Source organism: Nitrogeniibacter aestuarii (assembly GCF_017309585.1).
In the GTDB taxonomy this organism is placed as follows: Bacteria; Pseudomonadota; Gammaproteobacteria; order Burkholderiales; family Rhodocyclaceae; genus Nitrogeniibacter; species Nitrogeniibacter aestuarii.
Genome location: NZ_CP071321.1, coordinates 2,741,659 through 2,765,769 on the forward strand (window position 1 = coordinate 2,741,659; position 24,111 = coordinate 2,765,769).

General features: G+C 60.6%; 27 protein-coding genes. 9 read left to right on the plus strand and 18 right to left on the minus strand.

The annotated features are described in order from the left end of the window. Positions 1–16 precede the first annotated feature (16 nt). Entirely contained in the window at positions 17–988 is a 972-nt protein-coding gene (locus J0W34_RS12625) for a tRNA dihydrouridine synthase (RefSeq protein WP_227814174.1), read from the minus strand. 75 nt (positions 989–1,063) lie between these two features. Here J0W34_RS12625 and arsC point away from each other — a divergent pair, with 75 nt between their 5' ends. The 3 genes from arsC to J0W34_RS12640 all read left to right on the plus strand — a co-directional run bounded on the left by arsC (position 1,064) and on the right by J0W34_RS12640 (position 3,539). After that, positions 1,064–1,417 carry an arsenate reductase (glutaredoxin) gene (gene arsC, locus J0W34_RS12630; RefSeq protein WP_227814173.1) on the plus strand — a complete coding sequence of 118 codons (354 nt, stop codon included), beginning with the start codon at positions 1,064–1,066 and terminating at the stop codon, positions 1,415–1,417. Between the two features lie 163 nt (positions 1,418–1,580). Then, on the plus strand, positions 1,581–1,796 hold the full coding sequence (gene rpmE / locus J0W34_RS12635) for a 50S ribosomal protein L31 (protein ID WP_227814172.1): 216 nt from the start codon (positions 1,581–1,583) through the stop codon (positions 1,794–1,796). Positions 1,797–1,919: 123 nt separating this feature from the next. Continuing rightward, positions 1,920–3,539, plus strand: coding sequence for an ArnT family glycosyltransferase (locus J0W34_RS12640; RefSeq protein WP_227814171.1), 1,620 nt, complete (start codon positions 1,920–1,922; stop codon positions 3,537–3,539). A gap of 3 nt (positions 3,540–3,542) precedes the next feature. Here the strand turns inward: J0W34_RS12640 and orn are convergent, their stop codons facing one another. Beyond that, positions 3,543–4,103 carry an oligoribonuclease gene (gene orn, locus J0W34_RS12645; protein WP_227814170.1) on the minus strand — a complete coding sequence of 187 codons (561 nt, stop codon included), beginning with the start codon at positions 4,101–4,103 and terminating at the stop codon, positions 3,543–3,545. Positions 4,104–4,206: 103 nt separating this feature from the next. On the opposite strand from orn, the gene J0W34_RS12650 reads away from it, so the two are divergent. Genes J0W34_RS12650 through rsgA form a run of 3 tightly spaced genes read left to right on the plus strand, consistent with a single transcriptional unit; the run spans position 4,207 to position 6,695 of the window. Then, positions 4,207–5,454 carry a M48 family metallopeptidase gene (locus J0W34_RS12650; RefSeq protein ID WP_230969027.1) on the plus strand — a complete coding sequence of 416 codons (1,248 nt, stop codon included), beginning with the start codon at positions 4,207–4,209 and terminating at the stop codon, positions 5,452–5,454. Positions 5,455–5,470: 16 nt separating this feature from the next. Beyond that, positions 5,471–5,785 carry a hypothetical protein gene (locus J0W34_RS12655; protein WP_227814168.1) on the plus strand — a complete coding sequence of 105 codons (315 nt, stop codon included), beginning with the start codon at positions 5,471–5,473 and terminating at the stop codon, positions 5,783–5,785. Positions 5,786–5,804: 19 nt separating this feature from the next. Further along, positions 5,805–6,695, plus strand: coding sequence for a ribosome small subunit-dependent GTPase A (gene rsgA / locus J0W34_RS12660; protein ID WP_230969028.1), 891 nt, complete (start codon positions 5,805–5,807; stop codon positions 6,693–6,695). A gap of 71 nt (positions 6,696–6,766) precedes the next feature. Here rsgA and J0W34_RS12665 read toward each other — a convergent pair whose 3' ends face one another. The 12 genes from J0W34_RS12665 to J0W34_RS12720 all read right to left on the minus strand — a co-directional run bounded on the left by J0W34_RS12665 (position 6,767) and on the right by J0W34_RS12720 (position 17,015). Next, positions 6,767–8,386, minus strand: a complete 1,620-nt coding sequence (locus tag J0W34_RS12665; RefSeq protein WP_230969029.1) for a methyl-accepting chemotaxis protein — start codon at positions 8,384–8,386, stop codon at positions 6,767–6,769. A 200-nt stretch (positions 8,387–8,586) separates the two neighbouring features. Next, complete coding sequence (locus J0W34_RS12670; protein ID WP_227814165.1) at positions 8,587–9,768, minus strand: acetyl-CoA C-acyltransferase family protein; 1,182 nt, start codon at positions 9,766–9,768, stop codon at positions 8,587–8,589. A 20-nt stretch (positions 9,769–9,788) separates the two neighbouring features. After that, positions 9,789–10,715 (minus strand): CobD/CbiB family protein, encoded by a 927-nt coding sequence (locus tag J0W34_RS12675; RefSeq protein WP_230969030.1) that lies wholly within the window; start codon positions 10,713–10,715, stop codon positions 9,789–9,791. Between the two features lie 79 nt (positions 10,716–10,794). Continuing rightward, positions 10,795–11,382, minus strand: a complete 588-nt coding sequence (locus J0W34_RS12680; RefSeq protein WP_407941096.1) for a CoA pyrophosphatase — start codon at positions 11,380–11,382, stop codon at positions 10,795–10,797. 44 nt (positions 11,383–11,426) lie between these two features. Next, a complete protein-coding gene (locus tag J0W34_RS12685) occupies positions 11,427–12,086 on the minus strand; it encodes a retropepsin-like aspartic protease family protein (RefSeq protein WP_227814163.1) in 660 nt (219 codons plus the stop codon). Between the two features lie 159 nt (positions 12,087–12,245). Then, positions 12,246–12,434 carry a putative motility protein gene (locus J0W34_RS12690; protein WP_227814162.1) on the minus strand — a complete coding sequence of 63 codons (189 nt, stop codon included), beginning with the start codon at positions 12,432–12,434 and terminating at the stop codon, positions 12,246–12,248. Between the two features lie 4 nt (positions 12,435–12,438). Then, positions 12,439–12,924, minus strand: a complete 486-nt coding sequence (locus J0W34_RS12695) for a YajQ family cyclic di-GMP-binding protein (RefSeq protein WP_227814161.1) — start codon at positions 12,922–12,924, stop codon at positions 12,439–12,441. A gap of 77 nt (positions 12,925–13,001) precedes the next feature. After that, entirely contained in the window at positions 13,002–13,325 is a 324-nt protein-coding gene (gene ppnP / locus J0W34_RS12700; RefSeq protein ID WP_227814160.1) for a pyrimidine/purine nucleoside phosphorylase, read from the minus strand. A 41-nt stretch (positions 13,326–13,366) separates the two neighbouring features. Further along, a complete protein-coding gene (locus J0W34_RS12705; RefSeq protein WP_227814159.1) occupies positions 13,367–13,597 on the minus strand; it encodes a DUF2788 domain-containing protein in 231 nt (76 codons plus the stop codon). 11 nt (positions 13,598–13,608) lie between these two features. Next, positions 13,609–14,835 carry an argininosuccinate synthase gene (locus tag J0W34_RS12710; protein WP_227814158.1) on the minus strand — a complete coding sequence of 409 codons (1,227 nt, stop codon included), beginning with the start codon at positions 14,833–14,835 and terminating at the stop codon, positions 13,609–13,611. Positions 14,836–14,897: 62 nt separating this feature from the next. Then, positions 14,898–15,824, minus strand: a complete 927-nt coding sequence (gene argF, locus J0W34_RS12715; RefSeq protein ID WP_227814157.1) for an ornithine carbamoyltransferase — start codon at positions 15,822–15,824, stop codon at positions 14,898–14,900. Between the two features lie 18 nt (positions 15,825–15,842). After that, complete coding sequence (locus J0W34_RS12720) at positions 15,843–17,015, minus strand: aspartate aminotransferase family protein (RefSeq protein WP_230969031.1); 1,173 nt, start codon at positions 17,013–17,015, stop codon at positions 15,843–15,845. Positions 17,016–17,318: 303 nt separating this feature from the next. On the opposite strand from J0W34_RS12720, the gene J0W34_RS12725 reads away from it, so the two are divergent. Next, positions 17,319–17,615 carry a DUF3579 domain-containing protein gene (locus J0W34_RS12725; RefSeq protein ID WP_227814155.1) on the plus strand — a complete coding sequence of 99 codons (297 nt, stop codon included), beginning with the start codon at positions 17,319–17,321 and terminating at the stop codon, positions 17,613–17,615. Between the two features lie 69 nt (positions 17,616–17,684). Here the strand turns inward: J0W34_RS12725 and rpsT are convergent, their stop codons facing one another. Next, positions 17,685–17,951 (minus strand): 30S ribosomal protein S20, encoded by a 267-nt coding sequence (rpsT, locus tag J0W34_RS12730; RefSeq protein ID WP_227814154.1) that lies wholly within the window; start codon positions 17,949–17,951, stop codon positions 17,685–17,687. Positions 17,952–18,102: 151 nt separating this feature from the next. Here rpsT and murJ point away from each other — a divergent pair, with 151 nt between their 5' ends. Next, complete coding sequence (murJ, locus tag J0W34_RS12735; RefSeq protein WP_230969032.1) at positions 18,103–19,638, plus strand: murein biosynthesis integral membrane protein MurJ; 1,536 nt, start codon at positions 18,103–18,105, stop codon at positions 19,636–19,638. 60 nt (positions 19,639–19,698) lie between these two features. Then, a complete protein-coding gene (locus J0W34_RS12740; protein ID WP_230969033.1) occupies positions 19,699–20,328 on the plus strand; it encodes a YbhB/YbcL family Raf kinase inhibitor-like protein in 630 nt (209 codons plus the stop codon). A gap of 6 nt (positions 20,329–20,334) precedes the next feature. Here J0W34_RS12740 and J0W34_RS12745 read toward each other — a convergent pair whose 3' ends face one another. The 3 genes from J0W34_RS12745 to adk form a co-directional block, all read right to left on the minus strand. After that, positions 20,335–22,059, minus strand: coding sequence for a gamma-glutamyltransferase family protein (locus J0W34_RS12745; RefSeq protein WP_230969034.1), 1,725 nt, complete (start codon positions 22,057–22,059; stop codon positions 20,335–20,337). Beyond that, complete coding sequence (locus tag J0W34_RS12750) at positions 22,056–23,312, minus strand: 6-phosphofructokinase (protein WP_230969035.1); 1,257 nt, start codon at positions 23,310–23,312, stop codon at positions 22,056–22,058. Before J0W34_RS12750 ends, J0W34_RS12745 begins: the two co-directional genes overlap by 4 nt. 83 nt (positions 23,313–23,395) lie before the next feature. After that, positions 23,396–24,049, minus strand: coding sequence for an adenylate kinase (gene adk, locus J0W34_RS12755; protein WP_227814149.1), 654 nt, complete (start codon positions 24,047–24,049; stop codon positions 23,396–23,398). Positions 24,050–24,111: the final 62 nt, after the last annotated feature.

A 24,111-nucleotide genomic window follows, 5' to 3' on the forward strand; every position in this document is an offset into this window, starting at 1 on the left:
GTCATTCCGATGGGGCTCAGGCCGCTTGACGGTCGCACGTGATACCCAGCCCAAGCAGCGCAGCGTCAATGTCGGCAGCGGTACGGAGCGGACGCACATGGGCGAACAGCGTGGCCGCCTGTTCATAACGACGCGACATCATGTTGAGCCATTGCTTGAGACGTCCCGGTGCATGGCGAGCCTCCACCTTGGCCCGCACCCGGGACCAGAAATAGGCGATGGCCGATTCGATCCGGGCCCAGTCATCGGCGCGAGGATCGGCCGCATCCCGAACAATGCCGGCGCGAATGTCGCGTGCCAGAAACGGATCTGCGACCGCCCCACGGCCAATCATCACATCAGCCACGCCACTCTCGGCTCGACAACGCATCCAGTCTTCGACCGTCCACACCTCCCCGTTGGCGACGACAGGAATGTCGACCGAATCGGCGATACGCGCGACCCACTGCCAATGAGCCGGCGGCCGATAAGCTTCTGCCTTGGTCCGGGCATGCACCACGAGCCGCTCGACGCCGGCCGAGGCCAGTGCCTGGGCGCACTCGATGGCGCGCCCCTTGTCGGCCACACCGAGTCGCATCTTGGCCGTCAGCGGCGGCCCACCGACCGGCATGACCTGGCGAACGGCGGTCGCAATGCTGTGCAGCGTTTCAGGCTCGTCAAGCAGCACGGCACCGCCTCGATTGCGGTTGACCGTGGGCGCAGGACATCCGAAGTTCAGATCGATACCCGCGGGTGACAGGGGCAGCGCAGTGGCTGCACTCAGCGCCATTCGCTCGGGGTGAGAACCGAGCAGCTGTACCTGAACCGGGGTGCCCGATGGCGTCCGGCCGCCATTGCGCAATTCGGGGCTGATTCGCAGAAATGCGCGACGCGGCACGACAGCAGCGGAGACCCGGATGAACTCCGTCACTGCCTGGTCATAGGGCGTCAGCGAGGTGAGCACATCGCGCAGGACCTCGTCTGCGAGCCCCTCCATGGGCGCAAGCATCAACCGCACCGGCGCACCCGCAAAGCGTCACAGGTTAATATCCATCCATCCATTTTCGACACCGTTGGTATTAGCATGGCCGAGACGATCACCTTCTATCACAACCCGCGCTGCTCGAAGAGCCGCAACGCCCTTGCACTGCTCGAAGAAAAAGGCGTGACACCCGACGTCGTCCTTTACCTGGAAACACCGCCCGACCGAGTCACCCTCACCGACATCATCGCCAAGCTGGGCATCTCGCCGCACGATCTCATCCGTACCGGCGAAGACATCTACAAGGCCGAGTACAAGGGCAAAGAGTTCGATGACAGCGGGTGGATCGACGCCATGCTCGCGCACCCCAAACTGATCGAACGCCCGATCGCCGTTCGCGGTCATCGCGCAATCATTGGCCGGCCACCCGAGAACGTGCTGACGCTGCTTGACTGAGACTTTCCGGCTCACGCGGTCGCATTGTAGCCGTGCCCGGATCGCAGACAAAGTGGCAGACACCCGAAAACGCTTGATCCGTCAAGCGTTTTGGAGAATAATGCTCGTTTTTCCGAATCTAGGGTGGTCACAACCGCCGCCCGCGTAATACAGCGAGAATCAAATGAAAGCGGACATCCATCCCAACTACAACGAAGTGGAAATCACCTGCAGCTGCGGCAAGGTCTTTACCACCCGTTCTGCCATGGGCAAGCAGCAGATGCACATTGAAGTGTGCTCTGAGTGCCACCCGTTCTACACCGGTCAGCAGAAGATCGTCGACACCGCAGGTCGCGTCGAGCGCTTCCGCCAGAAGTACGGCAACGTGCAGCGCGGTTAATCACCGGCGCATTGCTGAAAAAGGCAGCTCCGGCTGCCTTTTTTGTTGCCAGGTCGAACCACCCGACCGCAGCTGTCGCCGCCTTGCAGTAAAATCGCCCCCGCACAGAAACGCCTCGAACGCATGAACCCCACCCGCCCTGATCCGTTTGCCCCGCCCGCGCCCCGACCGCCCCGGTCCGTGGTGATGTGGGCGATGGCGCTGATCTATCTGCTGGTTGGCGTGGTTGGCCACGACCCCTGGCGCGGTGACGACGCGCGATTCTTCGGCCCTGTGCTCGAAATGCTCAACGGTCAGCACTGGCTGATTCCGCACATCGTCGGCGAGCCCTTTCTCGAATATCCCCCGCTTTACTACTGGGTTGCGGCGCTCACTGCAAAGCTCACCGCGTGGATACTGCCCTGGCATGACGGCGCCCGCCTCGCCAGCGCGCTCATGGTTGGACTGACGTTATGGCTGTGCGCCGACGGCGCCAGAAGACTTCATGGTGACCCTGCCCGTCCCTCGGCATTTCTGCTGCTTCTGGGCACGCTCGGCCTGGTCGTTCATGCCCACGAAACCCAGCCTTTGCTCGCGGTCATGGCCACACAGGCGCTGACATTCTGGGGCGTGGCCTACACGACACGGCGCCCCCTGGCCGGCGCCGTTGCCGCCGGACTCGGTGTCGGTCTGGCGTTTCTGGCCAACGGTGTGCAAGCCGTCATCTTTGTCGCCCCGGCCCTTTTCTTTCTGCCCGGTGTCGTGGCCATGCTGGTTGGCGTTGGCGCAGCCATCGCCACGGCTGCGGCATGGCTCGTCCCCGCTTCGTCCGCACAGGGCGAACTGCTCACCTTGTGGTGGCAGGTCCACCTGCTCGGCCTGACCCCCAACCCCGGCAAACTCATGGACGCCGAAGGCGTCTTCGGCCTGCTGGGCTGGTTCATCTGGCCGCTCTGGCCCGTTGCCGGCTGGGCACTGTGGCGGGAACGCCATCGTCTGAACCGGCCAACCTGGCGAATGCTCATTGCCTGCACCCTGATCGCCTTGTTGAGCTATCTGCTCCTGGGCACTCTGCGGCCCGCCAATGCGCTCCCTTTGATCGTGCCGTTTGCGATGATCGCCTCTGCCGGCCTGATTACCTTGCGTCGAGGCGCGGCAAACTTCTTCAACTGGTTTTCGGGGATGAATTTCGCGGTCTTTGCGATCTTGCTGTGGATCGGCTGGACGGCGCTGACCCTGTCGTGGCCACCCGGCCTGAGCCGCCATGTGGCCAAAGTCGCCCCCAATTTCGTGGTCGGCGACACACTCATCCCTTCAATCATCGGTGTGGTGCTGTGCCTGCTCTGGCTTGGCCTCTTGATCAACTCCAGTCGCAGCCCGTACCGCGGCGCCAAGAACTGGGCTGCCGGCATGACCATGCTGTGGTGCCTGGCAGTCATGCTGTTGCAACCCTGGTTCGAGCATGGCAAGAGCTATCGTCCGGCCGCGGAGTCCCTGCAGGCCGTGCTGGCCGCAAATCCCGTTCGCTGCATTGAACGGCTCGACGTATCACCCAGCCTGCGCGTCTCGCTCGATTACTTTGCCGGCATCCGGACCCAGGCGTTCAAAGCCGCTGGATCCGGCTGTGACGCCGTGCTTGCGTACGGCCTGGAGCGGCCGCGAGTTCTTGACGCCGACTGGCATGCCAAATGGACCTACGCGCGTGGCGGCGGCAACAAACGTGAAGAAATCAGACTCTATCTGAACGAGCGCACGCCACGCTGAGTATCAACCCGCTTCCGGCATGCGCAGGAAATGCGTGCGGTAGTGGCGCAACTCTTCAATCGACTCGTGGATATCCGCGAGTGCCTCGTGCTTGCCCAGCTTTTTCACGCCCTTGGCGACCTCGGGGTGCCACCGGCGCGCCAACTCCTTGAGGGTGGAGACATCCAGATTGCGATAATGGAACCAGGCCTCGAGCTTGGGCATATAGCGCGCCATGAAGCGCCGATCCTGACAGATCGAGTTACCGCACATGGGCGAGGTGCGCTCGGGCACGTGCTGGGCAATGAACTCGAGCATCCGGGCTTCGACCGCAGCCTCATCAAGGCGTGACGCCCTGACGCGATCAATCAGGCCGGACTGTCCGTGCGTACGCGTATTCCACTCGTCCATGCCGTTGATGACGCTATCGGGCTGGTGCACCGCGAGCACAGGCGCTTCGGCGATGGTGTTGAGTTCGCCATCAGTGATCACGATGGCCAGTTCAATGATCCGGTCACTGTCCGGCTCCAGACCGGTCATCTCCATGTCCAGCCAGATCAGGTGGGTCGGGTTCGGTTGTGCCATAATTTTCGCCGCAGAACGAATAAACGCGCATTGTGTCACATAAGGTAGGTCGCGGCCGCCTCAAGCAGGCCGGTCGTTTGACAGTGCGATCCAACGGACAGACATGACCAACAGCAGCTTTTCCCTGATTTTCGTTTTCTTTCTCGCAGCCACAACGGCATTCAAGCTCTGGCTCGCAACCCGGCATGCTCGTCATGTGCACAAACACCGTGCTCACGTCCCTGCCGACTTCGCCGAAGCCATCAGCCTGAGCGCGCATCAGAAAGCCGCCGACTACACCGTGGCACGCAGCGTCATTTCGCGCGCCGACGTGATCATCAGTGCCCTCTGGGTGCTGATCCTTACACTGGGCGGCGTTCTCCAGTGGTTGCACGAGGCGTGGGCCGACGTTCTCCAGACGGGCGGCATCGCCCACGGCGTCGCCTTTCTCGCGTCCATTGGCGTCCTCGGCTGGCTGGTGGATCTGCCGCTGTCGATCTACCGTACCTTTTTCGTGGAAGCCCGCTTTGGCTTCAACAAGATGACACCGGCGCTGTTTGCCAGCGACGCTGCAAAAACAGCCGTCCTGGCAGCAGTCATTGGTCTGCCGGTGCTCGCTGCCGTTCTGTGGCTCATGAACGCCATGGGGACACTGTGGTGGCTGTGGGTGTGGGCTTTCTGGATGGGCTTCAACCTTCTGGTGCTGCTGATCTATCCGACCTTCATCGCGCCCATGTTCAACAAATTCAGCCCGCTCGAAGACGGCCCCATGCGCCAGCGCATCGAAGCCTTGCTGACGCGCTGCGGCTTTCGCAGCAGCGGCCTCTTCGTGATGGACGGCTCACGCCGTTCGGCACATGGCAACGCCTACTTCACGGGCTTCGGCAACAGCAAGCGCATCGTCTTCTTCGACACCCTGCTCGACAAGCTCGACCCACCGGAGATCGAGGCAGTTCTGGCGCACGAACTGGGCCACTTCCGTTGTCGCCATGTGGTCAAGCGCCTGGCACTCATGGCCGTCGTCACTCTGGCCATGCTGTGGATCCTGAACCAGCTCATGCAGGCCCCCTGGTTTTTTGCCGGGCTGGGCGCCAGCGCAACCACCACAGCCATGGCACTGGCACTGTTCATGACCGCCTTGCCAGTATTCACCTATGCCCTGTCGCCCCTCATGAGCGCGTGGTCCCGCAAGCATGAATTCGAGGCAGACGCGTACGCGGTGGCGCGCACCGACAAGGAAGATCTCGTCAATGCGCTGGTCAAGCTCTATCGGGACAACGCGGCGACGCTGACGCCAGACCCCCTGTACTCGAACTTCTACGATTCCCACCCGCCTGCGGCAATTCGCATTGAGCGATTGCGCGCGGCCTGAGCCGGAGGAAGTGACGATGAAAACCACCCTGCTGTTTGCCCTGCTTGCCGGGAGCAACCTCGCGTATGCCGAGGCTTTTCCGCATGCCGACCCGGCCGAGGGAAAAGCGTTGCATGCCGAAAAATGTATCGCGTGCCATGAGAAGGATTTCGGTGGTGAAGAAGGCAGCGCCATCTATCTGCGCCCGGATCGCAAGGTCAACACCGTCAGCGGGCTCAAGTCGCAGCTGACGGCCTGTACCACGATGCTCAGCCTTGACCTCTTCCCCGAGGACGAGGCCAACATTGGCGCCTACCTCAATAATAGCTACTACAAATTCGAGACCCCATGACCCTGTCCAGCGCCTGCGCATGAAGTCAGGCACCATCGTTGCGGCCTTCGGTCGCCATTTCGAGGTTATCGACGCTGATCAGCAACAATGGCGCTGCGTCACACGTGGGAAACGGACGAACTTTGCGTGCGGCGACCGGGTCGAGTTCCAGCCGACAAGCGATGGCGAAGGCGTCATCCAGAAGTCGGCACCGCGCATCAGCCTTCTGCACCGCTCTGACGCATTCAAAGAGAAGCTGCTCGCCGCGAATGTCACCCAGGTCTTCATTGTCGTCGCCACCGAGCCGAGTTTCAGTGACGAGCTGATCTCACGCTGCCTGTGCGCGGTCGAAGACCAGGGCCTCAAGGCCCGTATCGTGCTGAACAAGGTGGATCTCGCCGATCGGCTTCCCCAGGCGCGCGAGCGACTGACGCTGTTCGCTGCGCTGGGATACGACGTGATCGAGACTGTCGCCAGGCAGGAAGCCGAGGCATTACGCCCCTATCTCAAGGACGAAATCTCGATTCTCGTGGGGCAGTCCGGCATGGGCAAGTCGACACTGACCAACGCGCTGATTCCGGAGGCCAATGCAGCCACACGGGAAATTTCAGACGCCCTCGATTCAGGCAAACACACGACCACCTCGACCCGCCTGTACCCCCTGTCTGGCGGAGGCGCACTCATCGATAGTCCGGGCCTTCAGGCTTTCGGTCTGGCCCATCTCGACCAGGACGCACTGGCCCACACCTTCCGTGAGATCGCACCGTATCTGGGCGACTGCCGCTTCCGAAATTGCCGCCACGAAAAAGAGCCGGGCTGTGCGATCCGCGCGGCGGTGGCGGCGGGCCAGGTTACTGAAAGGCGCTATGGGCACTACCGTCTACTTCGAGATGAAATCAGTCGCGCTCAACGTCAGGCACAGGGCTGGTGACTCCCCTACTGAAGAGTACCTCCCGCCCAGTCCGAAGCGCATTGCCTTCATCCAATACCGCACGCCAAGGTTCAGCAGCGAAAGCGGGTCACAGCGTTGGCCAGAGCATGGGCGATCCGTTCGAGCTCCCGAGCAGTCTCGGCGGTGCTGCCCATGTTGGCGCTGCTTTCCTCAACCATCTGGACAATGGTCTCAACCTCTTGCGCAATTAGCGTACTGGCCTCTCGTTGCTCCCGGGTCGCCAAGGCCACGTCCTTCGCACGAGACAGCGCTCCTTTAGCGCCCTCTTTAATCACGCTCAACTCAGCAGCTGCGTTCCGGGTTAGTTTTACTCCATTGTCAACCAATGGCAGCGTCTCATCCATCGCACTTACAGCGGCGGCCGTTTCCCCCTGAATCGCATCGATCATTCGCTCAATATCAACAGTCGCGTTCGAAGTACGCTCGGCCAGCACGCGCACTTCGTCGGCCACCACCGCAAATCCTCGCCCCTGCTCGCCCGCCCGGGCCGCTTCGATTGCCGCATTGAGTGCCAGCAAGTTGGTTTGCGCTGCGATCTCCTTGATCACGCCCGCGATGCTCGAAATCTCTTTCGCCCGGCCACCCAACGCGCGGATGCGTTCCGCTGTCTCGGAGACGCCATGCGCGATACGACTGATTTCATCGGCGGCACCGCTAACCGTCTGCTCCCCCTTCCCCGCCCGCTCGACTGACTGCGCCGAGGTCACCTCAGTCTCTTCGGCGCTCTCTGAAACGTGACTCACACTCACCGTCAATTGCTCAATCGAGGCCGCCATGGCAGATGTGGCATCGGACTGGCCACGTGCAGCCTTTGACACGACTTCGGCAGCCGACGCGATGTGTTTGGTGTTGTTGAGCACACTGCGGGCACTCTCCTGAATCTGACCGATCAAGGTGCGCAGATTGTTCATCATGTGCCCCAAAGACGCCAGCACGCTTCCCTCTGGCGCGGAACCAACATCCAGGTTCAATTCACCATCGCTTGCGCGCTTCATTAGCGCCATGACAACACTCGGCTCGCCACCAATCTGTCGCTGCACCGCACGAACAAGCCATGCTGCCAGAACGATGATGACCACCAGCAAAGGCAAGACAATGCTCCCGACCCTCATCAGCGTCCGCTCGAAGGCAGCATCTATGTCATCCACGTACAGACCGGTGCCAACCATCCAATCCCAGGGCTCGAAGAACTTGACGTGTTGCCACTTCTCAATGGCCACGTCGCTGCCGGGCTTTGGCGTCAAGGTGCTGGTGAAACCATTGCCCTTGCGAGCTGCATCGAGAAGGTTACGAACAGTGTATGCACCGTTCTTGTCCGTTCGATCCCAATGACTGATTCCTTCATATTCGGCGCGTATCGGATGCATCACGCCGAAGCCCTTTCCGTCGTAAGCGTAGAAGTAGTTGTTGCCTCGATAGCGCATGTGACGCAACACCTCTTTCGCTCCCGCCTGCGCTTGTTCGCGTGACAACTCGCCCTTGCTCTCTCGTTGCTGAAACGAATCGAGCACGCTGATGGCATTGTCCATCGCACTGTTGAGCAGCGAGCGACGATCTTCCAACATGCGAGAGCGCATCTCGTAGACCTGAAAACCGCTGGCAAGCAAGAGGCCCGCTATAGCAACAATACAGATGAGCAACAGTTTTGCCCTGAGTGTTTGAAGCTTCATTCGATCGCCCCTAACGCAATTAGGATCATAGAACTTGAGCGCGCATAACAACCACGCGACAAACTCTCTACGGCAGCGCAAGGACAGGCTTGAGGCGCTCCAATGGCTCCGACTTGATCAACCAACTCAAGCAGCAGGCGTCCGACAAAACCACGAAAAAAAGCCCCGCACGAGCGGGGCTTTTTTTGGAAACGCTCGGCTTACATGCGTTCGAAAATGGCTGCAATACCCTGACCACCACCGATACACATGGTCACCAGCGCGTAGCGACCACCGGTACGCTGGAGCTCGTAGACCGCTTTGGTCGCGATGAACGCACCAGAGCAACCGACCGGATGACCCAGCGCAATAGCGCCGCCGTTCGGGTTGGTCTTGGCCATATCAAGTTCCAGCCCCTTGGCCACGGCCAGCGCCTGAGCAGCGAAGGCTTCATTGGACTCGATCACATCCATCTGGTCGACGGTCAGGCCGGCGCGCTGAAGTGCGATCTTGGAGGCCGGAATCGGACCTTCGCCCATGATGTGGTTGGGCACACCCGCCAGCGCATAAGACACCAGACGCGCCATCGGCTTGTGGCCCGCTTTTTCTGCTGCATTGGCTTCAGCCAGCACGAAGAAGGCGGCACCGTCGTTGATACCAGAGGCGTTACCGGCCGTGACCGTACCGTCCTTCTTGAAGGCCGGACGCATGGCGCCAAGCTTTTCCATGGTGGTGGCACGGGGGTGCTCGTCGGTATCGAAGATGGTTTCGCCCTTACGGCTCTTCAGGGTGATCGGCACGATCTGATCCTTGAAGTAACCCGCTTCGATTGCCTTGGCGGCACGGACCTGAGACTCGAGCGCGAAAGCATCCTGCTCTTCACGGGTAATGCCCCATTTCTCGGCCAGGTTTTCTGCGGTGATACCCATGTGACCGGCACCGAACGGATCGGTCAGGACCGCCACCATGGCGTCAACCAACGCGGTATCGCCCATGCGCGCACCAGTACGCATCGCCGGGGACAGGTAGGCACCACGGGACATGACTTCAACGCCACCGCCAACACCAAAATCGCAATCGCCCAGCATGATGGACTGGGAGGTGCTGACGATGCCCTGGAGACCCGAGGAGCACAGGCGGTTGACCGCCATGGCCACGGAATCCATGGGCAGACCAGCCTGGATGGAGGCCAGACGGGCAACATACGCATAGCGTGCTTCGGTCGGGATGCAGTTACCGACCGTCACATAGTTGATCTGTTGTGGATCGACACCGGAGCGATCCACGGCTTCCTTCATCACGAGACCAGCCAGATCCGCAGGCTCCATGCCACTCAGCGAGCCCCCGAAACCACCGATAGCGGAACGGACGGCACTCAAAACTACGACTTCACGATTTGCCATGAATCACTCCCTCCAAGAGATCAATGTGCTACCCAACTGGCGATTCCTATCAAGGCCAGCGCAAGCAGACAAAAACACAGGGCTCGCCAGATCAACCCGACGGTTCCCTGCATGAATTCGATGCGGGCGTCGTCACCGCACCCCATCTCGGGCCGGTCGACGAGTTGGCCCGCTTCATGTCGCGGCAGACCAAGGCGCACACCGAGCGCCCCGCCACCACTGGACAACAATATACCCGAACTGCGATTCATCCAAAGTCCCGACTGGGTTCGCCAGCACAGAACGGCATCCTCGAAATTACCCACGACGGAAAAAGAAAACGCGGTGAGTCTGACAGGCAGCCAGTCGATCCACCCGAACCAGGCTCTGGAGGCCTCGCCGAATCGACCGAATTCCTCATCCTGCCGCGCACCCCAGTGCAGGTCAAGAAAACTCGACACCCGGTAGAGCACAGCCCCCACGGGACCGGGCAGCAAGATGAACCAGAAGATGGCGCCGTACACGTTTCTGTGTGCCGAGACCAGGGCCTGTTCAATGGCGAGCCGCGTCACCTCACTACTGTCGGCGGCTTCGCAATCGCGTCCCGACCATTCGCCCAAGAGCATGCGGGCGCGCGACAACTCCCCCAGGCGCAAGGCAACGTGAATATCGGTGAAGTAGTGGCTTTCATGGCGAACGCCCATGGTCATGTAGAGCACAAGCAGGGAAAAGGCGAATGCAAGCACCGGCTGAACAGATTCCAGAAGCCCGTAAATCAACCACGTAGCGCCGGTACAGGACACCACCAACAGCGCCGTCGCCGCGACGCCGCTGTTCAATCGCCCATCGTTGAGCTTTTCTTCAATGTACGTCGCCAGGCGCCCGAGCGGTCGCAGGACCCAGCGCGCCACAGGCATGGGCCGCACCTGCTCGATCAGCAGGGCAAGCACAATGACAATGAGACTCATGGACTGGACGCGGACTCCACGCACTTGAAATCAGAGCGCTCGACGATAGCACACTCAATGAAACGCAATTTGTCGCTGATCAAATGCGTTCGTGCAAGAAGGCGGAAAGGCTGACCAGCATCCCTGCCGTTGCACCCCATATGTGATAGCCCTGCCATGGCATGGCGTAGTACGTGCGGTCACGACCACGGTAGAACATGGTTTCCTGGCGATGATTCCGTGGGTCGATCAGGAATGACAGCGGCACCTCGAACACCTCTGCCACTTCAAAGGCATCGATGCTCAAATCAAAGGGTGGATGTACGAGCCCGACCACCGGCGTCACCTGAAAGCCGGTGCCGGTGCGATAAAGGGGCAAGCGCCCCAGCAATTCAACATGTCGCCGATGGAGGCCGACCTCTTCCTCGGTCTCTCGAAGCGCTGTGTGAATGGCGCCGTCGTCGGAATCCTCGACGCGCCCGCCGGGAAACGATATCTGTCCCGGGTGGTGATGGAGGTGATCGGTCCGCTTGGTCAGCAACACCGTCAATTCTTCGGGCCGCACCACCACGGGCACAAGGACTGCCGCCGGGCGGAAATGGCCTTCGGCACCGTCCTCGATGATCGGCGCGGCGCTCGGCCCCTGCGCAAAACAGGTGCGCAAGCCTGCCGCCGTCAGCGTCGGCACGCCTGACCCCTTCTCACAAGGCGCGGCCATTTCAGACACAGGTCTCAGTATCTCCGTCGAAGCGTCAAGGTATCACCGTCGCGTTGCATTTCCATGCGATTGAGAAAACTCATGCCCAACAGGACAAACGGCAGGTCGGATTCATGCACCGCGGCATCTACATTATGGAGTGTGACATCGCCAATGCGGACCTTGTTCAGCTTGACGATCCAGGTCTTGACGACGCCGTTCGCCGTCTGCGCCAGGCTGGGTCGCCCGTACTTCAGAAAGTCGATCCCCGCACGCTGCGCGTCGGATTGCCCCATGGCGATCAGGCTGGCGCCGGTGTCGACCAGAAAACGCACTGTCGCGCTATTGACCGAGCCGAGCGTGGAAAAATGACCACGAGGATCCGCCGTCAGCGTAATCGTACTGGAAGCGGTCGCGCCGCCCCCACCTGAACGAACCACATGATCGCCGAGCCGCAGGCGCTGGCGCTTGCCATCCACTTCCAGTTCAACGGTTTCACCACGAATGGCGACGACACGAACACCCGCCACGCTATTGCCCGGTGCCACCAGTTTGGGCGGACCGCCATCGATGACCAGTAACGCCTTGCCCGGGAAAATACCCCCGACGGCCACGTCGACTGCATGTGCAGCGCCGCAGACCAGCAGGCCGAAGCAAACACTGACGATTCGCCAGCTGAGGTTCATCTTAGCCATCAAGCCCTATCACCCGAGTTTCGGAACGCCTCCATTTTATGCGGTCCCCTGCGATGAGGCATCTGGAGGTCCAAGTCACGAGGATAAACAAAAGGCCGGTCACTCGCGACCGGCCCTATTACCACCGAACGATACGAACCGCCGGACGGCGGTGAGTCATCAGACAAAGATATTGATTTGTGATCCCACTGTTGCCTCCGGATCGGGCGTGGGCTGGGTCTGCGGCAGGCTGTTGATCAGCTGCTGCGCATTCTGCGCCTGGATCTCCTGTGCCCGCTTCTGGACCTCATTGGATACCTGGGTTCGCAAGTCCATTTGCGACGCAGACGAAGCGCTTGAAACATCCATCTTTTCAGTCCCGGAAGTTACCGTACTGTAGAGGATAGTCTTTGATCTCAGCCTTCACCAGGGTGATACACGCTTGCAGGTCGTCGCGCTTCTTGCCTGTGATGCGCACGACATCACCCTGAATGGCGGCCTGCGTCTTCACCTTTGAATCCTTGATCATTTTGACGATCTTCTTGGCCAGATCCTGCTCAACGCCGACACGAACCTTCAGCTCCTGCTTGACCTTGTTTCCACCGACCGTTTGCAGGTCACCGTACTCGAGACAGCGAACATCGATTTGCTTCGCGGTCATCTCGGGCAGCAGGATCTGCTTCATTTGGTCCAGCTGAAAGTCATTGTCACCATGCAAGGTGAGGAGCTTGTCATTCTGTTCGATACGGGCATCCGTGCCCTTGAAGTCGTAACGATTGGTGATCTTGCGATTGGCGCTCTCCACGGCATTGCGCAGATCGACCATCTCGACTTCAGAGCTGATATCGAATGAAGGCATCTTGTTTTTTCCTCGACAGATTTCTCAATGACAACGCTCAAAGAGAACGGCCGCACTCGGCGGCCGTCGGCGGGTCATCAACCGAAGTGACAGACGTAATGCAGTGGCGTGCCCACCACCTGAATGTCAAAACTCGAATTGCCCGGCACCTCGAAAGTCTGCCCGGCCTCGAAACTACGCCATTCGGCATCGCCGCCGAGGCGCACGCTACATGCACCACTGACGATCTCCATCACTTCCGGCGCAGCAGTGTTAAAGGTCAGCGTGGCCGGCATGATGATGCCGACGGACTTCTTCGTTCCGTCAGACAGCGTCACACTGTGGCTCACGCACTTGCCCCCGAAATAGACGTTGGCCGTCTTTTCGACAGACACGTTTTCAATCACGGCGTCCTGCGACATGGTCCCCTCTCCTTCCCTTGTTACGATGACGTGGCCGGTCCTTATTCGATCCCCATGATCTTGGCGATCAGCCCCTTGGCCACAAACCCGACAAACCCGAGCCCGAGCGCCAGGAACATCCACACCGTTCCGTAGCGCCCAGCCTTCGACTGTTTCGCCAGATTGCCAATAATGAACAGCATGTAAAGAATCAGGCCGGTAAAACATACCTTAAGCGAAATTTCTTCAAATTCCGCAACGGTCAGCCCGAAGATAAGCGGTCCGCTGTCCACCACGACACTCCTCAGCGCTTGTTGCGCGCGTTTTCGGCAATCCGCATGCGGAGCGCGTTCAGACGAATGAAACCATGCGCGTCCGCCTGGTTGTACGCACCTTCATCGTCCTCGAAGGTCGCAATGGTCGGATCGAACAGCGAATCGGTCTTCGAATCGCGGCTCACCACGATGACGTTGCCCTTGTAGAGCTTGACGCGCACCCAGCCATTGACGGTCTGCTGCGTCTGGTCGATCAACGCCTGGATGGCGAGGCGCTCCGGCGCCCACCAGTAGCCGTTGTAGATCATGCTCGCGTAACGCGGCATCAGATCGTCCTTGAGGTGGGCAACTTCGCGATCCAGCGTCACGGACTCGATGGCGCGGTGGGCGCGGAGCAGAATCGTGCCCCCCGGCGTTTCGTAACAACCGCGGGACTTCATGCCCACGTAACGGTTCTCGACCAGATCAAGACGGCCAATACCGTGCTTGCCGCCGACCTGGTTGAGCCTGGCCAGCAGTTCATACGCCGCCATGCGCTCGCCGTTGATGGCGACCAGATCACCTTTCTCGAATTCCAGATCGAGATACTCGGCCGCGTCCGGTGCTGCCTCGGGCGAGACAGTCCACCGCCACATGGACTCTTCAGCTTCAGCCGAAGGGTTCTCGAGGTGACGGCCCTCGTAGGAGATGTGCAACAGGTTGGCGTCCATCGAATACGGCGCGCCGCCCTGACGATGCTTCATCTCGATCGGGATGCCGGCGTCTTCTGCATACTTGAGCAGTTTCTCGCGCGACAGCAGATCCCACTCACGCCAAGGGGCGATCACTTTTACGTTGGGCATCAGCGCGTAGTAACCGAGCTCGAAACGCACCTGGTCGTTGCCTTTGCCGGTTGCGCCGTGTGACACCGCATCGGCGCCGGTTTCGCGCGCGATTTCGATCTGGCGCTTGGAGATGAGCGGACGCGCGATGGAAGTGCCCAGCAGGTACTCGCCTTCGTAAACCGTGTTGGCGCGGAACATCGGGAACACGAAATCACGCACGAATTCTTCGCGCAGATCGTCGATGTAGATGTTCTCCGGCTTGATGCCGAACTTCAGCGCCTTCTGCCGAGCCGGCTCGAGCTCCTCACCCTGACCCAGGTCGGCCGTAAAGGTCACTATTTCGCATTGATAGGTGTCCTGCAGCCACTTGAGGATCACCGACGTATCCAGCCCGCCCGAGTAGGCAAGCACTACCTTGTTAACATCACTCATCGCTCTTCCTGACAATGTTGACCGGGTGCGCCAAGGGGCCCCCGGACTGGTTCTCTCTGAATTCAGTTGTCGCCGACACGGCCAACGACCAGATACTCGAGCAAGGCCTTCTGCACGTGCAGGCGATTCTCGGCCTCGTCCCAGACCACTGACTGCGGCCCGTCGATCACTTCGGCGGTCACTTCTTCACCACGGTGCGCGGGGAGGCAATGCATGAACACGGCGTCCTTCGCTGCCACTTGCATCATGTCTTCGTCCACGCACCAGTCGTTGAACGCGGTCTTGCGTGCCTCGTTCTCGGCTTCGAAACCCATGGACGTCCACACGTCGGTGGTCACCAGGTCCGCCCCCTTGCAGGCATCCATCGGATCGGCGAACTGCTCGAAATTGTTCGTGCTGTAAAGCCCTGCCCGTTCGGGCTCCACCTCGTAGCCCGGCGGCGTTGAGACATGGACATTGAAGTCCAGCAGTTCGGCCGCCTGCAGCCAGGTGTTGCACATGTTGTTCGAATCACCGATCCACGCCACCGTCTTTCCGCGAATGTCGCCACGGTGTTCAATGAAGGTGAAGATATCCGCCATGATCTGGCACGGGTGATACTCGTTCGTCAGCCCGTTGATCACCGGCACGCGCGAGTTCAGCGCGAAACGTTCGATCACGTCCTGATCGAAGGTCCGGATCATGACCACATCGCTCATGCGCGAAATGACCTGACCAGCATCTTCAACCGGCTCACCCCGGCCCAACTGAGAGTCCCGGGTATTGAGATAAATCGCGGAACCACCGAGCTGATGCATGCCGGCTTCAAACGACAGGCGGGTACGCGTACTCGCCTTTTCGAAGATCATCACCAGCGTCCGGTCGAACAGCGGGTGGTGCGGCTGATAGTTCTTGAATTTGTCTTTGATCCACGCCGCGCGCTCGAACAGGTACGCGTATTCTTCTTGCGTGAAATCCTTGAATTGCAGGTAGTGTTTGATGGCATCCATGAGCCAGGAATACTCCGATCAGGCCGCCAGAAACTGACGAATCAGTGGCGCAAGCCCCTCAACAAGCGCACTCACCTCGGCGTCGGTGAATGTCAGCGGCGGCAGCAGCCGTACCACACGCTCAGCAGTGACGTTAATCAGCATTCCCGCGGCCAGTGCATCCGTCACGAGCTGGGCACACGGACGATCGAGTTCAACCCCGATCATCAGCCCCTCGCCCCGAATCTCGACCAGACCAGTGACCCCCTCCAGGGCCTTGGCCATTTCACCGCGCAACTGCTCGCCTCGCGCGGCTGCGTTTTCGAGTAGCCTGTCGCGCTCGAGCACATTGAGCGTCGTCAGCGCAGCTGCGCACGCCAGCGGGTTGCCGCCAAAAGTGGACCCATGGTTACCCGGTCCGAAAACACCCGTGGCACGCCCCGCCGTCAGGCACGCACCGATGGGAACACCTGACCCCAGCCCTTTGGCCAGCGTCATGACGTCCGGCAGCAATTCGGCCCATTGATGGCCGAACCACTTGCCGGTGCGGCCGATGCCACACTGGACTTCATCCAGCATCATCAGCCATTCATTCGTGTTGCAGACCTCGCGAAGCGCCCTGAGATAGTCCATGTGCGCCACATGGATACCGCCCTCACCCTGGATCGGCTCGAGCAGCACGGCGACAACACTCTTGTTGGTCAGTGCCACCTGCTCAACCGCCTCGATGTCATCGAACGGCACACGCACGAAACCGGATACGAGGGGCTCGAAACCGGCTTGAACCTTGCGGTTCCCCGTTGCCGACAGGGTCGCCATCGTCCGCCCATGGAAGGCGTGCTCCATGACAATCACCGATGGATTTTCGACCCCGCGCTTGTGACCGTAGTAACGTGCCAGCTTGATGGCCGCCTCGTTGGCCTCACAACCGGAGTTGCACAGGAACACAGAGTCCATGCGTGACAACTCCGCCAGACGATCTGCCAGAGCCTCCTGATTCGGAATGCCATAGAGGTTGGAGGTATGCAGCACCTTGCCTGCCTGATCAGCGATTGCCTTGACCAGATCCGGGTGGTTGTGCCCAAGCGTGGAGACGGCAATGCCCGACAGCGCATCCAGATATCGCTTGCCATGGTTATCGAACAGGTACGCCCCTTCGCCGTGGGAAAACGCCACGGGCAATCGACCATAGGTGTTCATCACATGAGACATGACGCTAATGCCTTGATAAATCTGGAATGAATATCGTCAGGAGCACCTCTCGCACCTGCCGAACGGAAACCGTCGATCTTAGTTCATCCGCACAATCTTGTAAAACCATGCACGGGTTCGAAACCACGTCCTTTGCGCCATATCAAGGAATGCTGCAACGCATCGAACCATGCGACCGAGGGCGGAAATCTGCTAGAATCCGCGACTCATGCCGTGGCGCACAAAAGAGGGAGCTCTGAGTTACCCGGAGCGCCATGTCCACGAGGGAGAGGACAGCCCGAACCGGGCTTTGCGGTGTCAGCTATGACCAACAAGATCGAAAGCTTCGTCATCGTGGGCGTGACGAGCGCAAACAAGAAATTCAGACCCAGCGACTGGGCTGACCGCCTGTGCGGCATCATGTCCGCCTTCGGAGCCGACAACCGGATGATGTATTCGCCCTACGTGAGGCCAAGCTGCACGATTGAAGGGCACAAATCGGTCATTGTCGACGCCAGGCTCTACGACATCGAACCCCTCGCCTACAAATTCCTGATCAATTTCGCCAACGACAACGACCTGACGATCGAACCGATTGCACCGGACGAAGCCGAAGCTTGAAGTCGTCATCGCGCAGCAACAAAAAAGGCGACCCGATGGTCGCCTTTTTTGAGACCGCCGAAACCGCGATCAGGCAGCCATTCCCTTGATAGCTGCAGACAGGCGGCTCTTGTGGCGCGCAGCAGCATTCTTGTGAATGATCTTCTTGTCAGCGATGATGTCGATGGTCTTCTGGGAAGCGCGGAACAGGTTGCGAGCCGCTTCCTGATCACCAGCTTCAACCGCCTTGCGCACGTTCTTGATCGCCGTACGCAGACGCGAACGCAGGCTCGCATTGTGGTCGCGTTGAGCAGATGCCTGGCGAGCGCGCTTACGGGCTTGTGCCGAATTGGCCATAAGATGTTCGTCCTGTTGTACTTAGGGTGAATCTGAAAACGCGCGAGTTTAGCGCGTATGCCGCCATTGCGCAAGCCCGAATGCAAAACCGTTCGCTGACACCGAACACAGTATCATTCGGCATCTTGTCAGCACCGGACCCGGTATCTCCATGAATCTGCTTCGCGCCCTGGCGACCGTCAGCGGCATGACCCTGCTCTCGCGCATCCTCGGCTTCGTTCGCGACTTCGTCATCGCGCAAAGCTTCGGCGCGGGCGCCGCCACCGACGCCTTCTTTGTGGCATTCCGGCTGCCCAACCTGCTGAGGCGGATGTTTGCCGAGGGCGCGTTTTCGCAAGCCTTTGTACCGATTCTTGCAGAATACAAGAACAAGCAGGGTGACGAAGCCGCTCATGCACTCATCAATCGGGTTGCGACCCTGCTCGGCCTCGTGGTGCTGACCATCTCAGTGCTCGGTGCGCTGGCATCCCCCCTCATCATCTATGTTTCCGCGCCGGGTTTTGCGGACGAGCCGGAAAAATTCGCGCTCACCGTCGAACTGACCCGAATCACCTTTCCTTACATCTTTTTCATGTCACTGGTCGCGCTGGCTGGCGGTGTACTCAATACCTGGAGCCGCTTTGCCATTCCCGCGTTCACGCCGGTGCTGCTCAACATCAGTTTCATCGGCATGGCGCTGTTCGCCGTGCCGTACTTCGACCCGCCGGTACTTGCGCTGGCCTGGGCCGTCTTCATCGGCGGTGTACTGCAACTGGCCTTGCAGTTGCGCCCGCTCCGGCAGATCGGCCTGTTGCCCCGCTTTGACCTCCATACCAAAGACCCCGGGGTGCGACGCATTCTGAAGCTCATGGCACCCGCCACCCTTGGGGTGTCAGTGGCGCAGATTTCACTGCTGATCAACACCATCTTTGCTTCTTTCCTGATCAGCGGAAGTGTGTCCTGGCTCTACTACGCTGATCGACTCATGGAGTTTCCTGCCGGCCTGCTCGGGGTCGCCCTTGGCACCATCCTGCTGCCCAGCCTGTCGAAATACCACGCCGACGCCAATCCGGAGGGGTTTTCCGACCTGCTCGACTGGGGCCTGCGCCTGACCCTGATGCTGACCCTGCCGGCCGCACTTGCGCTGGCTGTCCTTTCTGTTCCGCTGATTTCAACGCTGTTCAACTATGGTGAATTTGCCGACGCAGATGTATTTGCCACACAGCCGGCACTCATCGCCTACAGCATCGGCCTCACGGGCATGATTCTCGTGAAAGTGCTGGCCCCCGGGTTCTACGCGCGCCAGGACATTCGAACGCCCGTCAAGATCGCCATCATCACTCTCGTGGCGACGCAATTGATGAACCTTGCTTTCATTGGCCCGCTCAAGCACGCAGGTCTGGCCCTGTCGATCGGGCTGGCGGCGTGCCTGAACGCGTTCATGCTGTTTCGCGGCTTGCGCCGTATCGACATCTTCCGGCCGCGACCCGGCTGGGGTGTCTTTGCGCTCAAGCTCTGCCTCGCCCTGGCGGCACTCGGCGCCGTGCTGTGGCTGGCCAAGGGAGATGACGCCGCATGGGTCAATCATCCAGGTCTGGAGCGGGCGCTAAGACTGACCGGCGTGGTCGTCGCGGGCGCGGTGACCTACTTCGCCGTCCTGTTCGTGCTCGGTTTCCGCCCCCGGGATTTTTCGAGGCGTGCTGCCTAGCGAAAATTCGATCCGGGCTAGAATCGAAGCCATGTCATCACGATAGCCACGGAGCGATTCATGAAGCTGAGCAGTAACAGCATGGTCAACGGTCAGCCGATCAGTGGGAAATACGCGTTCGGCGTCCCTGCCGACGAGGGTCACGTCTCGCTAAGCAGCAATCTCAACCCTCATCTTGCCTGGGCCGACCTGCCCGCCGGCACCAAGAGTCTGGTTCTGATCTGCCACGACAAGGATGTTCCGAGCAAGGGCGACGACGTCAACCAGGAGGGCAAGACAGTTCCGCCCGATCTCCCGCGAGTGGATTTCTTCCACTGGGTGCTGGTTGATATCGACCCGTCCAGCGGTGAAATCAGGGAAGGCGAGTATTCGAGCAAAGTCACCGCCAAGGGCAAATCCGGCCCCGCCGCGACCCAAGGCACTCGCCAGGGCATCAACGACTACACCAACTGGTTCGCTGGCGACGCCGACATGGGCGGAGACTACTACGGCTATGACGGCCCCTGCCCGCCGTGGAACGACAGCATCAAGCACCACTACATCTTTACGCTGTACGCAACCGACCTGGACTCGGTTCCGGTTGAGGGGCGCTTTACCGGCCAAGACGTTCGCGAGGCGATCGCCGCTCACACGCTGGCATCCGCCAGCATGACCGTCACCTACAGTCTCAATCCCGACGTGCCGGCCTGATCGGTCTCACTCCCCGCCGACCGTACCCTCGCGGCGCGAGTCGGCGGCACCGAGCCACCCGGCCCCGTCGCGCACGATCACGTGCAGGCCACTCGTCAGATCCCTGAGTTTGACCTGATGCCCGAACACCCCGACCAAGACCTCGGCCAGCGCAGCACCCTCTGGCGTGTCTTCCACTTCGGTCGTGCCATTGCGATTGCTGACATGGGGCAAGGCGATGACCGCGTCAGGCGGCATGCCCCAGTCAATCAGGCCCACCAGCGTTCCTGCGACATAGTTGATGATGTGGCTCCCACCGGGCGAGCCCAATGCGGCGTAGAGATCTCCTTGCGCATCGAAGACCAGCGTCGGCGCCATGGAACTGCGCGGCTGACGCCCCGCACCCGCACGGTTCGGATGCAGTCCCCGCTCGTTGCGGGGCCGAAAGGAAAAATCCGTCAGCTGATTGTTGAGCAGAAAGCCGGACACCAGGAGACGGCTGCCGAAGGCATTTTCGATCGAAGCGGTCATCGCCACGGCATTGCCCTGGGCGTCCACAATCGACAGATGGCTGGTGGACGGCAATTCCGGCGAGCGGGCATGCACTGAACGAGCCTCCTGAGGCAAGCCGGGTTCCACCGCGCCGTCGGCAGCTTGCGCGGGATTGATCAGCTGTGCGCGTTGCTGCAGGTAGTCTGGTGCAAGCAGATCGGCCGGCGTCACCGTCATGGTCGTCGGATCGCCGTACCAGGCATCACGATCGGCAAACGCCACCCGGCTCGATTCGGCGAACAGGTGCATGGCAAACGGCGAGCCGGGCGCCCGCTCCTGCATCCTGAATCGCTTCAAGAGACCCAGAATTTCAAGCACCGTCCCACCACCGGCACTGGGCGGCGGCATGCCGCACACTTCAAAGCCTTGGTATTCGCCGCACAGCACCGGGAGCCGCCTTGCTTCGTAGTTCGCCAGATCATCAAGGGACAGCACACCCGGATTGGCTGCTGCCTGAACGCCATCGACAATAGACTTGGCAATTTCACCACGATAGAACACGTCCGCACCACCATCCGCGACTGCGCGCAAGACCCGTGCGAGCGATGGATTTCTCAGCAGACCTCCGACAGGAAGCGCATCGCCCGACGCGGTGTAGAAGAGGCGCCGTGCGGCCACATCCTGACGCAGGAAACGATCAGCCGCGAGCAAGGCATGCAAGCGCTCCGAGACCGGGAAACCTGCTTCCGCCAAACGGATCGCCGGCTCGAACAAGCGTCGCCACGGCAACCGCCCACTGTCGCCATGTGCCAGTTCCAACATCTTCAGCAGACCGGGCACACCGATCGAGCGCCCGCCGACGACCGCATCGAAAAAGCCCAATGGCTCGCCATCAGCGCGAAGAAACAACGCCTCGTCGGCAGCCGCCGGCGCGCGCTCGCGGCCGTCATAGGCGGTACGCAAACCGGAATCACGCGCATAGTGAAGCAGGAACCCACCCCCACCGATCCCGGATGATTGCGGCTCGACCACATTGAGTACCAGTGCAGCCGCAATGGCAGCGTCAGTCGCTGAACCACCCGCGCGAAGAATGCTTACGGCAGCGTCTGTGGCGTGAGGATTCGCCGTAACCGCCATGAATCGGGCTGCCTTGACCGCCGGCTTGAACGTATGCCCGGTCGCCAGCTCCGGGGTGGCCTGTTGCGCCCACGCGGTGCCGAACAACACACACAGCAGGACCATGCATAGCTTGCGTCTCATACGGTGTAGTCGGCCAGCTTCTTGATCACCGCAGGGGCTTCCGGACAACGATAGTCCGGCACCCCCCCCGCAAATGGCGGCATCACCTCCCCGTCGACCAGGGGTTTCAACCACGTGATTGCCGCCGGGGTGATATCGAATCCACACTCGGAGATGAACTCGTCCGGCACGCGGCGCTCGGCGTTAGCGATACCCGCCAGATCGACCGGCGCAGTCTGCCAGCGGTAAGGCACATCACTTCGGCGAACAATGCCCGGCATGACATTGTCGCGCCCCGCCGCCGCATACTGCACCGCAGCCCATCCGACACCTTCAGCTTGCGCACGATCCGTCGCCGACACCAGATGGCCGGCCGAGCGTTGCAGGTAATCCGGCACGGTCCAGTGGTGCTTGTAACCCAGCCGGGTATGGATGAGTCGGGCAATGAACTGACCAATCCCCCCGAGCTGAATGTAACCCTTGGCATCTTCGTCCTGCTCGATGAGCAAGCGCCCGTCCTTTCCGCGAACGCCTTCAGCCACGGTGATGGCGCAGTAGCCGAGCCGTTCGACACAGGCCTTCACCCTGGCGAGGAAGGCCGTTTCGTCGAAGCTGCGCTCGGGGAACAAAACGAGATGGGGCGGATCATCGGCCACACGGCGCGCCAGTACCGTCGATGCGGCCAGCCAGCCACAATTGCGCCCCATGACCTCCATCACGAAGACACGCCCGCGCCGACTCGACATCGCCTTAAGATCGAGCCCGGCTTCAAGCATTGAAGTCGCCAGGTATTTGGCAGCCGATCCGAAGCCGGGTGAGCAATCCGTTCCCAGCAGATCGTTGTCCACCGTCTTGGGCACACCGACACAGGTCAGCGGATAGCCGCGAGAGCGCGCGGCGGCGGAGAGCTTCATGACCGTATCCATCGACCCGTTGCCCCCGTTGTAGAGGAAGTAACCAATGTCGTGGGCAGAGAAGACCGTGATCAACCGATCGAACTGGGCCGGATTCTCCTCCGGTGGATCGAGGTCGAAGCGACATGACCCGAACGCGCCGCCGGGGCGCGCCATGAGCGCACGACAGTCGGCATCGTCGAATGTCGTGCAATCGACCAGCTCCTCCCGGAGTACACCGAGAATGCCATGACGCGCTGCATACACGCGCCCGATGGTCTCCGGGTGGGCCCGTGCGGCGGCAATGACGCCCGCTGCCGTGGCATTGATGACGGCCGTGACACCACCGGACTGCGCATACAACAGGTTCCTGCGCTTCATGAAAGGTCGATTCCCGCGAGACAAAGAAAAACGCGATGGTCCCGGTGGGGTGCCATCGCGTTCATCATGCAGCTGCAGAGCGATCAGCTCAAGGCAGCAAATGCACGGGCTGTAATTTCGTCGACCGAACCCAGGCCGGAGATGATTTCGACGCGCGGTGCCGCGGCCTCACCCGTCGCTGCCCAGGACTGGTAGTAGTCGAGCAGCGGCTTGGTCTGGGCGTGATACACCTCCAGACGCTTGCGCACCGTCTCTTCCTTGTCGTCGTCACGCTGGATGAGGTCTTCACCGGTGACGTCGTCCTTGCCTTCGACCTTCGGCGGGTTGTACTTGATATGGTACGTACGACCCGAGGCCACGTGAGCGCGACGACCGCTCATGCGCTCGATGATTTCCGAATCGGGCACATCGATCTGGAGCACGACGTCGACAGCGACGCCGGAATCCTTCAGTGCATCCGCTTGGGGAATCGTGCGCGGGAAGCCATCGAACATGTAGCCGGCCTTGCAGTCGTCCTGCTGCAGACGCTCCTTGACCAGACCGATGATGATGTCGTCGGACACCAGACCACCGGCGTCCATGACTTTCTTGGCTTCGATACCGAGGGGCGTCCCGGCCTTGACGGCAGCACGCAGCATGTCCCCGGTGGAGATTTGCGGAATACCGAATTTCTCCTTGATAAAGTTGGCTTGGGTCCCCTTGCCCGCTCCCGGCGGTCCCAACAGGATTAAACGCATGACGCCCTCCCTTGTTGTGCGTTTATTGACGGTCGTATGCCGCTTCTTGAGAAACGGCGAAG